The sequence below is a fragment of the Arthrobacter sp. Leaf337 genome (assembly GCF_001423745.1).
In the GTDB taxonomy this organism is placed as follows: Bacteria; Actinomycetota; Actinomycetes; order Actinomycetales; family Micrococcaceae; genus Arthrobacter.
Genome location: NZ_LMPC01000003.1, coordinates 38245 through 52094, shown reverse-complemented (window position 1 = coordinate 52094; position 13850 = coordinate 38245). Strand labels below are relative to the sequence as shown.

The window sequence follows — 13850 nt, the reverse complement described above, 5'->3', positions numbered from 1 at the left end:
ATCCAGGGGTGGTGCTGCATGACCCCACCGAGCGGAACCCTCACAGAAATCAAGCCCGATGGAACAGCGGGGTCTTCCCTTGCGATAGCGGCAAATCACGCTTCCGGCGAATCCACCAACGAACTCAAGCGCGGGCTAAACCACCGCCACCTGCAGATGATCGCCATCGGCGGTGCGATCGGTACCGGGCTGTTTGTGGCCTCGGGCAGCACCATTTCCCAGGCGGGTCCCGGCGGTGCGTTGGCCGGCTACGCGCTGGTCGGGCTGATGGTATTCCTATTGATGCAGTCATTGGGCGAGATGTCGGCCAAAATACCGGTTGCCGGTTCGTTCCAGTCCTTTGCCACCCGTTTCGTCTCCCCGTCCTTTGGGTTCGCGATCGGCTGGAACTATTGGTTCAACTGGGCCATCACGGTGGCCGCAGAGCTGGTCGCGGCCGGAATCATCATGGACTTCTGGTTCCCGGGGGTCCCAGGATGGGTGTGGGCCGGCATCTTCCTGCTGGTGCTGACCGGGCTCAATGCCCTCTCGGCCAAGGCCTTTGGTGAGTCGGAATTCTGGCTTTCACTGATCAAGGTGAGCGCAGTGGTGCTCTTCCTGATCGCCGGCGTGCTGATGATTTTCGGCATCCTCGGGGATAACTCTCCGGGACTTAGCAACTGGGAAAACCGCGATGACGTGTTCCACGGGGGTTGGGTCTCGATCATCTCGGTCTTCATGGTTGCCGGGTTCTCCTTCCAGGGCACCGAGCTCGTAGGAGTTGCCGCCGGCGAGGCGAAGGACCCGCGCCGCGAGGTGCCGAAGGCTATCCGCACTGTCTTCTGGCGCATCATGCTTTTCTACATTGGCGCCATCTTTATCATCGGCTGCCTCATCCCGTTCACCGATCCGAGCCTGCTGGCCTCCGGTGAGTCCGATATTGCATCATCGCCCTTTACCCTGGTCTTCTCTCGCGCAGGCATCGCCTTCGCGGCGGCCTTGATGAACGCCGTGATCCTGACCGCCATCCTGTCCGCGGGCAACTCCGGACTATATGCCTCCACTCGGATGCTTTACGCCATGGCCCATGACGGTATGGCCCCGAAGATCTTCGGCCGAACCAATGCGCGTGGTGTGCCGATCGCGGCGTTGCTCGCGACGGCGGCCGTGGGACTTTTCGGGTTCCTCTCCGCGATCGTCGGGCAGGGTGCAGCCTACTCCTGGCTGCTGAACATGTCCGGCCTATGCGGCTTCATCGTCTGGGCGGGAATCGCGGTCTCCCACTACCGTTTCAGGCGCGGCTTCCTGGCCCAGGGAAACAAAGTCAGCGACCTGCCGTACAAAGCATCCCTGTTCCCCATTGGCCCGCTGCTGGCCTTCGCCCTGCTCATACTGGTCATTGCGGGACAGAACTACGAGGCTGTGCTTGCCGGACGGTCCGTGGAGGTGCTTTCCTCCTACATCGGGTTGCCAGTATTCATCGTTCTATGGCTGGGTCACCGCTACTTCACCAAGTCCAAAGTAGTGCCGCTGCTCGGGATGGATCTCACGGCACCTAAGGACGTCGAGGACGAACCTAGGGGTGCCACCCAGTAACTAGGCCAGAAAGAGGGAAGCCGGGTGCGAACAGCACCCGGCTTCGCTCCTCCCGCAGGTCAGTAACGGTCGTTTCTCACCCAGGTCTGGCAACCCTCAGGCCATCGTCACCCGCGGCACATTTCCGGGCTGATCATGCCGGCCATGACGTTCATCGGGAACCTGGTGTACGTGGGGATCGCCGTGGTGGGCAGGCTGCAGGTGGCGTCCGGGGCGATGCAGCTGGGCGATGTGCAGGCGTTCATCCAGTATTCGCGGCAGTGCACCATGCCGCTGGCCGCAGTTGGGGTCGATGGCCAATCTGCTGCAGTCCGGGGTGGCGTCGGCCGAGCGGGTGTTCTCTTTGCTGGATGAGCCGGAGGAGTCGCCGGAGGCTGCCGGTTCTGTTCCTGCCGGCGGGTGGGGGCGGCTGGTGTTCGAGGACGTGTCCTTCCCTACTCGCCGGACAAGCCGCTGATCTCCTTTTGACGCCTGTGGCGGAGCCGGGGCAGACTGTGGCGATTGTCGGCCTACCGGTGCGGGGAAGACCACGCTGGTGAACCTGATGATGCGGTTCTACGAAATTGACGCCGGGCGGAAAACGCTCGACGGCGTGGACATCACCTCGGTGCCCCGGCGTGAGCTGCGCTCGCGGATGGGGATGGTGCTGCAGGATACCTGGCTGTTCGGCGGGAGCATTCGGGACAATATTGCGTATGGACGGCCCTCGGCTTCGGAAGCCGAGATTCTGGAGGCGGCGCGGGCGCGTATGTGGACCGGTTCGTGCACTCGCTGCCGGAGGGCTACGACACGGTGCTGGAGGACGAGGGCGGAAACGTGTCCGCCGGCGAGAAGCAGTTGCTCCCGAACCGGTCGAGTTTGTTGACGACGAAGGTGTCGCTGGCGCCGACGGCGACGAAGGCATCGGGCAGTCCGGGCCGATCCCTGTTCCCGCCGATCAGTCCGTGACTCACGTAGATCCGGTCCTCGCGTAAGCCGAGCGCGGCAAGTCCATCCCGCTGGATGTCAGGTCCCGCTCGTCGGTTGATGACCCGCGTAGCCGGTGATGTGCGCGGTCAAGGGCCAAACGGCAGCGGTTTAGCTTCCTAAGCGGGACAGTTTTTTATGGGCGGGGCATACGCGACTCCGAGACATCATTACGTCCACACTAAAGAGGGCGGCTCCATCGAGGCACCGCACGTCCCGATGACCCCTGGTGGTGCAGTCCTTTGTGGGATCTAGAGCTCGCGATCTAAGCCTCCGGCACCCGCAGCACCCCAACAGCCGCCACCAGGTACGGCGCCGGATCCGGATCCGTCCCCGCGGCCCACTGCATCCAGGCTTCGAACGTCGCACCAAGATACGCGGCGCACATATACCCGGCAACATCCTCGCCAACACCGGTCGAAACCAGGTAGGCCCGGGCCCGCTCGCGCTGCGGCGCCAGCGACCCGTAGCTCCGGCTTGCCAGTTCCGGATGCTCGGCGATCAGCCGCAGTCGGCCGCGCGTCACCGCCAGGTCAGGCAGCACAGTAATCCCCGCGACAGCCGCCTCGCGCAGCCCCGCCAGGACATCGCCGTCGGAAGCGCCTTGAACGCGGGCTGAATCCAGAACCCGCCCGGAGGCCTCGACCACCGGCTCCATGCCGCCCCAGACGAGTTCGGCTTTGTTCGAGAAGTAGCGGTACAGGCTCTTGCGCCCGATCCCGGCCTCGCGCGCGATGTCCTCCATGGAGGTCTGCTCGTAGCCGCGCTCGGCGAACAGCCGCAGCGCAATGGCGGCCACGGCGTCGGGATCAATCGTCACCGGGCGCCCGGTGGGGCGCGGAACGGCGGTCTTCACAGCATCCGAAGGCATCCCACCAGTATTCACCCTTACATAATGACACAGAGTGTCATAAGGTGGATCACATCACCCTCAGCAACGTCTGGAAGGACATCATGGGCAACGAAGCTTCATGGCAGGAAGTCACCACCAACGGCCGGTTTGCCGGCAAGACCGTCATTGTCACGGGCGCGGGGTCGGGCATCGGCCAGGCCACGGCCCTGCGCGTCGCCAAGGAAGGGGGCCGCGTCATCGCTGCGGATATCAGCAAGGAGCGCCTGGACGCGCTCGTGGAAAAGAACGCCGGACTGGATCTGGTCCCCGTGGCCGGCGACATCTCCACCGAGGAGACCGTAGCCGCCGTCGTCACCGCTGCCGGCGGCAGGGTCGACGCCCTGGCGAACGTTGCCGGCATCATGGACAAGTTCGCGCCGATTCACGACGTGGACGATGAAACCTGGGACCGGGTTTTGCGGATCAACGTCACCGCCCTGATGCGCCTCACGCGCGCCGTAGTGCCGCTGATGCTCGACGCCGGAGTCGGCTCTGTTGTCAACGTCGCCTCCGAGGCAGGCCTGCGTGGATCCGCCGCCGGCGCCGCCTACACGGCGTCCAAGCACGCCGTCGTCGGCCTGACCAAGAACTCGGCCGTGATGTACGGGCCCAAGGGCCTGCGCTTCAACGCCGTGGCTCCGGGCGCCACGATCACCAATATCGTGGCCGACTGGGGTTCCCAACTGGCTGCCGAGCGACTCGGCCCGCTGATGCAGGTGACTATCCCCGCGCCCGCCACCGCGGCGCAGCTCGCCGCCTCCATCACCTTCCTGCTCAGCGACGACGGCACCAACGTCAACGGCGCCATCCTCGCGTCCGACGGCGGCTGGTCGGCGCTGTAGGGGCCGGGAACATAGGCGAGGAAGGGAACGCAGCGCCGGTTCAAGGCCACCCCGCGGCCCTACCGGGATGACGTTCGGAGGCCTATCTTTGAGCTGACACAGCCCGAGGAAAGGAACCAACGATGTTCACCCTGCAGATCAGCTATCCGGTCCGGGACTACGAGGCATTCAAGAAAGTATTCGACAGCGATCCTGCAGGCCGCGCTGCCTCCGGCGCCAGGTCTGTCCGCCTGTTCCGGGATACAGAAGAGCCGAACAACGTGGCCGTGCTCCTTGACTTCGACACCAAGGAAGCTGCGAACGGCTTTCTGGAACGGCTCCGCAGCGAGGTGTGGGATAAGCCCGAGGTGATTGGGCAGCTGATGACAGCAGCGCCCACAGCCAGGATCCTGGAGGAGACGGCCCGCGAGGGCCAAGGCGCGGGCTGACCGCAACCACCCCGCCGTAGTACACGGACACACAGCGCAACGTTCCGGCCCCCAGACGTAACCTGTTTAGATGCCTCGTTTTGCGCTTGATATTGAGTCCGTCCCCCGTCCCGTCCGCGCTCAGGCGCTGCTGGATGCGGTGAACCACCGGGTCGTCATCGCCGATGGGGCGATGGGCACCATGCTGCAGGGCCGGGAACTGTCCCTTGAAAAGGACTTCCTGGGGCTCGAAGGCTGCAACGAGATCCTCAATGACACGCGACCCGATGTCCTCGCGGACATCCACGACGCCTACTTCGCCACCGGCATCGACGCCGTGGAAACCAACACCTTCGGCGCCAACTGGTCCAACCTCTCCGACTACGGCATCGACGACCGCATTGAAGAGCTCGCCCGCAAGGGTGCGCAGATTGCCCGCGAGCGCGCCGAAGCGGCAGAGAAAACAGACGGACGGATGCGCTGGGTCCTCGGCTCGATGGGGCCGGGCACCAAGCTCCCCAGCCTCGGCCACACCAGCTACGACTACCTCAAGCAGACCTTCGCCCTGCAGGCCGAGGGCCTCATCGACGGCGGGGCGGACGCCTTCCTCATCGAGACCAGCCAGGACCTCCTGCAGACCAAGGCCGCCGTCAACGGCTGCAAGCAGGCCATCGTCGCCCGCGGCATCCGGCTCCCCATCTTCGTTGAGGTGACCGTCGAGACCACCGGAACCATGCTGATGGGCTCCGAAATCGGCGCCGCCCTCACCGCGCTCGAGCCGCTCGGCGTCGACGCCATCGGCCTGAACTGCGCCACCGGCCCGGATGAGATGAGCGAGCACCTGCGCCACCTCTCCAAGCAGTCCTCCGTGGCCATCGCCTGCATGCCCAACGCCGGCCTGCCCGTCCTTGGCCCCAACGGCGCACACTATCCGCTGTCACCCAGCGAACTCGCCACCGCGCACGAGCAGTTCGTGCGGGAATTCGGCCTGGGCCTCGTAGGCGGATGTTGCGGTACGACGCCGGAGCACATGGCCGCCGTCGTCGAACGGCTTGCGCCCTTCCGCACTACCGACGCCGTCGCCGGCGGCGGGAGGGGCGCCGACGGCGCCCGCGTTCCCACCGAACGGGAAGCGGGCATCGCCTCCCTCTACCACCATGTGCCGTTCGACCAGGAGTCCTCCTACCTCGCGATTGGTGAGCGCACCAATGCGAACGGTTCAAAGGCATTCCGCCAGGCGATGCTGGAAGAGCGTTGGGATGACTGCGTCGATATCGCCCGCGAGCAGGTCCGTGTCGGCGCGCACCTGCTCGACGTCTGCATCGACTACGTGGGGCGCGACGGCGTGGCCGACATCAAGGAGATCGTCTCGCGTTTCGCGTCGGCCTCAACCCTCCCGCTCGTCATCGACTCCACCGAACCGCCCGTGCTGCAGGCCGGTCTCGAACACATCGGCGGGCGCCCGGTAATCAACTCCGTCAACTACGAGGACGGCGACGGCCCGGACAGCCGCTTCGCGCGCATCATGCCGCTCGTGAAGGAACACGGTACCGCCGTGATCGCCCTGACCATCGACGAGCACGGCCAGGCACGCACCACCGAGGGAAAGGTGGCCATCGCCTCCCGCCTCATTGACTCCCTGGTGGGCGAGTGGGGCATGCGCGTCGAAGACATCATCGTCGACGCCCTGACCTTCCCCATCGCCACCGGCCAGGAAGAGACCCGCCGGGACGGCATCGAAACCATCGAGGCCATCCGCCAGATCACCGCGAAATACCCCGGCATCCACACCACCCTGGGCGTCTCGAACGTCTCCTTCGGACTGAACCCGGCAGCGCGCATCGTCCTGAACTCGGTGTTCCTGCACGAGGCCGTGCAGGCGGGCCTCTCCAGCGGCATCATCGACGCCGCCAAAATCGTGCCGCTCGCCTCATTGCCGGAGGAGCAGCGCAAGGTGGCCCTGGACCTCGTCTGGGACCGCCGCGAATACGACGCTGACGGCAACATCACGTACGACCCCCTGAACAGCATGCTTGACATGTTTGCCGGCGTCGACACCGCAGCGCTCAAGGACCAGCGCGCCGCGGAACTCGCCGCCCTGCCCACCGGCGAACGCCTGCAGCGGCGCATCATCGACGGCGAAGGCAAGGGCCTCGAAGAGGACCTCGACCTGGCGCGCGCCGAGGGAATGACCCCGCTGGCCATCATCAACGACCAGCTGCTCGAGGGCATGAAGGTGGTGGGTGAGCGCTTCGGCGCCGGCGAGATGCAGCTGCCGTTCGTGCTGCAGTCCGCCGAGGTCATGAAGAACGCGGTGGCACTGCTCGAACCGCACATGGAGAAGTCGGATTCCTCGGGCAAGGGCACCATGGTGATCGCCACCGTGCGCGGCGATGTGCACGACATCGGCAAGAACCTGGTGGACATCATCCTCACCAACAACGGCTACAAAGTGATCAACATCGGCATCAAGCAGCCGATCGCCGACATCATCGCCGCGGCCGAGGAGCACGACGCCGACGTGATTGGCATGTCCGGGCTCCTGGTGAAGTCCACCGTGGTGATGAAGGAGAACCTCGCGGAACTGCAGTCCCGGGGGCTCGCGAAGAAGTGGCCCATCATCCTCGGCGGCGCAGCCCTGACCCGTGCCTACGTGGAACAGGACCTGGCGGAGCAGTTTGAAGGAACCGTCAGGTACGCCAAGGACGCCTTTGAGGGCCTGGCACTTATGGAACCGCTGGTGCAGGTGGCCCGCGGCGCCGACCCCGACGCCGTCGGCCTTCCGCCGCTGAAGAAGCGGATCCATAAGGGAGGCCCGAAGTTCACGGTGACCGAACCGGAAGCCATGCCCGGCCGTTCCGACGTCGCCGCCGACAACACCGTGCCTGCGCCGCCGTTCTGGGGCACGCGCATTGTGCGCGGCGTGGCACTCCACGACTACGCGGCGTTGCTCGATGAGCGCGCCACCTTCATGGGGCAGTGGGGGCTCAAGCCCGGCCGCGGCGACGACGGCGCCTCCTACGAGGAACTGGTGGAACGCGAGGGCCGGCCGCGCCTGCGGTACTGGCTGGACCGCATCCTCGCCGAGGGAATGCTGGACGCATCCGTCGCCTACGGCTATTTCCCGGTGGTCTCCGAGGGGGAACAGGTGGTGGTGCTGCACCACGGGGAGGATCACGACGGCGTCCTCGGCAACGCGGGACTGCTCGCCCCCGATGGCGGCTCCGGCGGTCCGATCGGCACCGAGCGGCTGCGTTTCGATTTCCCGCGCCAGCGCCGGGACCGGCACCTGTGTCTGTCCGACTTCGTCCGCTCGCGCGAATCAGGGCAGGTGGACGTCCTGCCGGTGCAGCTGGTCACCGCCGGCTCGAAGATCGATGAGGTGACTTCCGAGCTGTTCAAGGGGAACCACTACCGCGACTACTACGAGCTCAACGGCCTGGTCATGCAGCTCACGGAAGCGCTGGCGGAGTTCTGGCACGCCCGCATCCGCTCCGAGCTGGGATTCGCGGCCGAGGAGCCCAAGGACAAGGCAGGGTACTTCAAGCTCGATTACCGCGGTGCACGGTTCTCGCTCGGGTACCCCGCGTGCCCTGACATGGAGGACCGCCGCAAGGTCACGGAGCTGCTGCGTCCCGAGCGGATGGGCGTAATCCTGAGCGATGAGCTGATGCTGCACCCCGAACAGTCCACCGACGCCTTCGTGTTCCACCACCCGGAGGCGAAGTACTTCAAGGTGTGAGGTGGAGTCGGTGCCTGTTTCAGCAGGGATAACGCCTAAGCTTCCCCTATGGGAATTATCATCACACTGCTTATTATCTGGCTTGTCCTGTCGATCCTCGGCTTCGTGGTGAAGGGCCTGCTGTGGCTGGCATTCATCGGCCTGATCCTGTTCGTGGCCACGGCCGTGTGGGGCTGGTTCAAGCGGAAAACTAACGCCTGATCTCCTCCAGATCAGATACGACGGCGGGTAGGGTCCTGGTGGCCTGCCCGCCGTCGCTGTATACCGGCTTCACCCGCCGGAGCGCCGCGAGAATGGCCCGCCCCACCACGGCGATCCCGATGATCGTGGTGACGGCCCGCAGGGTGTCCCAGCCCGCCGTCGACGTCACCAGCGAGTAGAGCAGGAAGCTGCTGAGGTTGGTGCCCAGCGGCGCGCCGGGCACGTAGGAGATGCCGGTGCCGGCACCCACCGCGAAGGGCCAGAACCACAGGTTAGTCAGCAGGCCGAACAGGTAGGACGCCAGGATGCCGTAGCCGCCCAGCATCCACAGTTCGGCCTTCCCCCGCACACGACGGGGGAGCAGGCCTGCCCCGGCGCCCACCCACGCGCAGGCGAAGATCTGGAACGGTGTCCAGGGCCCGATGCCACCCCACAAGGCGCTTGAGAGGGCGATGGTGGCGGCGCCGAGAAGCATGCCGAAACGCGCGCCGAAGGCCCGGCCGGCCAGGATCAGCAGGATAAAGACAGCCTCAACGCCGCCGACGCCGGTGCTCGCCACCCGCACCGCCGAACCGACGGCGGCCAGGACGCCGAGCAACGCCACCGTATGTGCGGAGCGGACCGAGCCGTCCAGGGACACGACGACGGCGACGGCGGCGAGCGGCGCAATGGCCAGCGCCGCGTAGGGGAGGGCCGCGGCGGCATCCTCCGGGAAGGCCGCGGCGAGCAGCGGCCAGCAGAATGCTGCCAAGGCCAGAACGTTCGCAGCTGCGAGAACTGCCAGCTCGACACCCCGCGGCAGCCGGATGCGGCGCTGCCTTGCCGCGCCCTGGGAGTCTGTTTGTTCGATGACCCGTGGCCTCGGTCCGGCCCCCGCTGGCCGGGAAAACGGCAGGGGCGGTTCAGGTGCAGCGGCCGCCGCGGCTTCCGGCACGGAAGAGGGCGCGACGCCGTCACGCATCGGCAGGATCCGGGCGCCAAGGCCGTGGGCAAAGTCGTGGTCGTGCGTGGCGATCAGGACCGCCGTACCGGAGTCCGCTGCTGCCCGCAGCGCGGCCGAGACTGCCGTGCGGGCCGCAGGGTCGAGTCCCCGGGTGGGCTCATCGATGAGAAGTACTGATGGCTCGTCCATGGTCTGCAGCGCGATGGCAAGGATTCTGCGCTCTCCTGCGGAGAGGTCCCGGGGATGCTCATGTCCGATGGGCATCCCTACGTCTCCGCGCAAACGGGCCAGGTGCGCCGCCGCAGGCATGGGGGCAGGCTGGTCAACGCGCCGGTCCTGGTGCCGCCCGGTGCGGGCCTGGCGCGCAGCGCGCGCCCGACGCCGATCTGCCGCGCGGAGCTCTCCTGCCACCGTGTCCCTGGTGAAGAGGTCGTCCGAGGCGTCCGGGACTAGGGCGACGCGGCCGCCGTCGACCGTGCCGCCGTCCACCATGCCGCCGTCGACCGTTCCCTCACGGAGGGCGAGCGCCACCAGCAGGGACGACTTCCCGGCCCCGTTGGGCCCCACCAGGGCCACCACTTCACCGCGGTGCAGGGCCAGGGATGCCTCACGCACGAGCGTCTTGCCCTTGCGGTGCACCGCAAGATTCGTCGCCGTCAGCACCGGCGCGAGGTCAGCTGGCTCAGCCGGCGTCGGACGCGTATCGACAGGGTGCGAAGGTGCGGCTGGCGCGGCACCCGGCACGAGGGCGCCGTCGTCGATGGTCCACCACGAGCCGGCGACCGGGACGAACTGCTCCGCCCGGTGCTCCGCCACGATGACGCAGACACCTTCTTCGCGGGCGAGGCCGTTGAGCACGGCGATGACGTGCCCGCGTGCTGTGGTGTCAAGGTCAGCCAGGGGTTCGTCGACCAGGAGAAGGGGCGGGTGCTCCACCACCGCGGCCGCGATGGCTACGAGCGTTGCCTCACCCGCCGAGAGGGTGCTGACATTGCGGTCCAGCAGCGCCGACACCCCGATATGCTCCGCGACCTCGAGCACCCGGGCCTTGGCGGTCCCGGTTGCCATGCCGCGCAGCTCCAGGGCGAGGCCGATTTCGTCCCGGACCCGGGTGGTGGCGAATGCGGCGCGGGGATTCTGCAGGACGACGCCGGTGAGGCGGGCGGTATCGCGCGGCGGCGCGGTGGCACGGTCAATTCCGCCGACGCACACGGTGCCGTCGACCGTGCCGCCGTCAATGTGTGAGAGGAGGCCCGCAATGCCCCGCAGGATGGTGGACTTGCCGGAGCCCGTGGGCCCCGTAATCACCGTGATGGACCCGCTGGCGGGCGCGAACCCGGGGACGCGCACCTGTGCGTCACCGATGCGGAATTGTGCGTCCCGGACGACGACCGGTGCGACGGTACCCCCGATGGGCCGGTGTGCTGCCCGGCTCCCGAAGCCGCGCAGCTCCAAGGCGGCGGCAACCCGGCCGGCGTGCTCAAGGGTGCGCTCGAGCACGGGCACCAGGGCGCGGGGTCCGAAGCGTTCGCCCCGCAACCGGAACGCCAGGCGTACGGAGGCGACGGCGTCGGAAAGCGCCGGGAGCGCCGCCCACGCCACCACAAGGGTTCGGGCCAGGCCCTGCATGGGGCCGCGGCGGGCCAGGCGCACGAAGCCGCGGGCCACGTCCACCCACGCGTTGAGCAGGCCGAAAGCGAGGAACATCCCGGCAACCGGCAGGGCGGACAGGACCGCCGCCCACAGCCCTTGCGCCGTGACCGGACCGAGGAGGACCACGTGGGCGTACGGGGCAGGCAGCGGCACCGCCGGCAGGTCAAGCAGCACTGGTCCGCCGATGCCCGCCCCGTTGAAAAGGATGCGGTAGATGACCCGCGCCGCGATGAAGACGACGGCGAGAGCCGCCCCAGCTCGTAACGGCGCGGGTCGAAAGGTCATGCCTTGGGGGCGGCCGGTTCGCCGTCGACCGTGAAGAGCAGTTCCAGGCTCTGTCCCGGGCTTACCTGCAGGGTGGCGAGGCCTTCCTGCGCGTAGGCCCAGTCGCCGGTCGCCGGCTTGACCCAGAGGGCCCAGTAGGCGAAGGCTGCGGGCATCTTGCTGCAGTCTTCCCGGTAGGTGCCGCCCTTGTGGGTGATGTCGAGGTCTGCGGCGGGCACGCCGTTCACCCGGCACACCAGTTCCTTGGGGTACTGCGTGGTGCCCTCGGTTTTCACCTTTGCCTCGTCCAGCACCTTGGAGGCGGCAGTCGGCGCGTCCACGGGGACGCAAACGGACGTGTCAGCGGCAGCCTGCTTCAGGGAGCCGGAATCGACGATGACCTTCACGCCGGTGCAGGGCCCGGCGGCGGCGCTGGATGAAGCCGCTGCCGTGGAGGCAGGGGCAGAGGTGGTGGGCTGGGTGGCGGCCGGCGCGGAACAGGCGGCAAGGGCAAACAGGAGACCGGCGGCGGCGAGGGAGCTCGCGGCGGCGGTGCGGATCTTAGTCAAAGTCACCTGTCAAGGGTAGGACGTGCTTGTCCGGATCCGGAGGCCGTCGCGTTGTGTGACGTTAAGTCACTCACCTGCGCGGGAGTCACCAAAGCAAAAGGGCCGACGACGGCGCTCAGGTGAGTGCCGTCGTCGACCCTTCCGGGGGCGTTACTAAGCTTCCGACGCGGCCATCTTGACTGCCAGCGCATCCTCCGGGGCTTCGTGCTGCGCTGATTCGTACTGCGCTGATTCGTACTGCGCAGCGCCCGACGACGGATGTGCTGCGACTGCCGCGGCGTGTTCGGCCAGCACTCCGGTCTGGTGGCGGATCTTCAGGCGGTAGAGCAGGGCGCCGCCAATTATCACGGCGCCCACGAAGATCACGCCGCCCCACTGCAGGTACCACTCGAACGGCGGCACCGAGTTGTAGATCTCCGGCCGGGGCCAGACCAGATTCAGTGTCATGGCACCGCCCCAGAAGACCGCGAGGATGTTCACCGGCAGACCCCATTTGCCAAGGCTGAACCCGGCTTCGGACTGCTGATCCCGCAGTGGCCACTTCTTCAGCAGCCGGTGGCGCAGCAACGGAACAGTGACCAGCAGGTAGGACAGATAGATCAGGACGATGCTGATGCTGGACGTGATGGTGAAGATGGCCGGCTGCATCACGTTGACCAGCAGCGGAATGACGGCAATGACGCCGATCACGATCGCCGCGATCTTGGGGGTCCTGCGGACCGGATCCACCTTGCTGAGCTGCCGGCTGAACGGCAGGTTGTTGTCCCGTGCCATAGCGAACATCATGCGGATGGCGGCGGCGTGGACAGCCAGGGTGCAGACCACCACGGCCACCACGATGCATGCCAGGAAGGCCTTGCCGAAAGGTCCGCCCAGGACGGAGAGCACAATGTACTGCAGCCCGCCGTCGGCAGCTCCCACCTTGGGATCGGCCAGGTCCGGTGCGGCCAGGATGCCAAACAGCAGGATCAGGCCGCCCAGCAGGAACGAGGCCGTGACGGCGCGCAGGATGGCCTTGGGGGCCGTGCGCTTGGGGTCCTTCGTTTCCTCCCCGAGCGAACTGGCGGTATCGAAGCCGTACATGACGTAGCCCGAAGCCATGGCGCCGATGAGGAAGACGCCGAAGAAGCCGAGGTCGTGCCCTTCCCCGAAGCCGGCGGTGTCGAAGAAGACCTCGGGCCCCCGCACCACGTGCCAGCCCAGCGCGAGGATCAGCAGCACGGCCGCGGTCAGCTCCACGAAGACTCCGATGCTGTTGATCCTGGTCATCAGCTTCACACCGAAGGCGTTGATGAGGGTGGAGATGGTGATCATGATGGTGGCCAGCACCACGCCGTTCATGGCGAAGTCGTAGGGCCCGGTGCCGTCACCGACGAACTGGAAACCGGACCAGAGCTGGGGCAGGGTGAGCTGCAGGGCCAGTGCCACGGAGCCCAGCGCCACGATCGAGGAGAGCAGGAGCAGCCAGCCCGCCAGCCAGGACGAGGTCCCCGATGAGAGCCGCTTGGCCCAGTTGTAGACCGATCCGGCCACGGGGTAGCGGCCGGCCAGCTCGGCAAAGCACAGCGCCACCATCAGTTGGCCGACGAACACGATGGGCCAGGACCAGGCGTATGCCGGGCCGGCCATGGAAAAACCGAAGTAGAACAGTTGAAAAACACCGGTGAGGATGGAGATGTAGCTGACACCTGCGGCGAAGCTGGCAAACTTGCCGATGCTCCGGTCCAGGGTCTGGGTATAGCCAAATTCGTCCATGCCGCTTGAATCAATACTCTTGCTGGGTTCCAAAATGTGAA

Annotated in this window: 9 protein-coding genes and 1 pseudogene; 6 read left to right on the top strand and 4 right to left on the bottom strand. The window is 66.7% G+C overall.

What is annotated here, in order from left to right; all coding sequences use genetic code 11:
- Nucleotides 1-18: 18 nt before the first annotated feature.
- Together ASF98_RS04400 and ASF98_RS04395 are read left to right on the top strand one after the other, a co-directional pair.
- Nucleotides 19-1575, top strand: a complete 1557-nt coding sequence (locus ASF98_RS04400; RefSeq protein WP_055798004.1) for an amino acid permease — start codon at nt 19-21, stop codon at nt 1573-1575.
- Nucleotides 1576-1695: 120 nt separating this feature from the next.
- Nucleotides 1696-2478, top strand: a pseudogene (locus ASF98_RS04395) (ABC transporter ATP-binding protein); the annotation flags it as partial.
- A gap of 328 nt (nt 2479-2806) precedes the next feature.
- On the opposite strand, the gene ASF98_RS04390 reads toward ASF98_RS04395, so the two are convergent.
- Nucleotides 2807-3412, bottom strand: a complete 606-nt coding sequence (locus tag ASF98_RS04390; RefSeq protein ID WP_055798001.1) for a TetR family transcriptional regulator — start codon at nt 3410-3412, stop codon at nt 2807-2809.
- Nucleotides 3413-3495: 83 nt separating this feature from the next.
- Between ASF98_RS04390 and ASF98_RS04385 the strand changes: the two genes are divergently transcribed.
- From ASF98_RS04385 to ASF98_RS24025, 4 genes are all read left to right on the top strand, one after another.
- Nucleotides 3496-4275, top strand: a complete 780-nt coding sequence (locus tag ASF98_RS04385) for an SDR family NAD(P)-dependent oxidoreductase (protein ID WP_055798198.1) — start codon at nt 3496-3498, stop codon at nt 4273-4275.
- A gap of 122 nt (nt 4276-4397) precedes the next feature.
- Nucleotides 4398-4703, top strand: coding sequence for a hypothetical protein (locus ASF98_RS04380; RefSeq protein ID WP_055797998.1), 306 nt, complete (start codon nt 4398-4400; stop codon nt 4701-4703).
- A 70-nt stretch (nt 4704-4773) separates the two neighbouring features.
- Nucleotides 4774-8424, top strand: coding sequence for a methionine synthase (metH, locus tag ASF98_RS04375; protein ID WP_055797995.1), 3651 nt, complete (start codon nt 4774-4776; stop codon nt 8422-8424).
- 48 nt (nt 8425-8472) lie between these two features.
- Nucleotides 8473-8625, top strand: a complete 153-nt coding sequence (locus ASF98_RS24025; RefSeq protein WP_028269736.1) for an LPXTG cell wall anchor domain-containing protein — start codon at nt 8473-8475, stop codon at nt 8623-8625.
- Here ASF98_RS24025 and ASF98_RS04370 read toward each other — a convergent pair.
- The 3 genes from ASF98_RS04370 to ASF98_RS04360 all read right to left on the bottom strand — a co-directional run bounded on the left by ASF98_RS04370 (nt 8615) and on the right by ASF98_RS04360 (nt 13809).
- Entirely contained in the window at nt 8615-11506 is a 2892-nt protein-coding gene (locus tag ASF98_RS04370; protein ID WP_055797992.1) for an ATP-binding cassette domain-containing protein, read from the bottom strand. The two genes, ASF98_RS24025 and ASF98_RS04370, sit on opposite strands and share 11 nt — an antisense overlap.
- Entirely contained in the window at nt 11503-12060 is a 558-nt protein-coding gene (locus tag ASF98_RS04365) for a hypothetical protein (RefSeq protein ID WP_055797989.1), read from the bottom strand. The genes ASF98_RS04370 and ASF98_RS04365 overlap by 4 nt, the downstream gene beginning before the upstream one ends.
- Before the next feature lie 147 nt (nt 12061-12207).
- Entirely contained in the window at nt 12208-13809 is a 1602-nt protein-coding gene (locus tag ASF98_RS04360) for an APC family permease (RefSeq protein ID WP_235505605.1), read from the bottom strand.
- Nucleotides 13810-13850 lie beyond the last annotated feature (41 nt).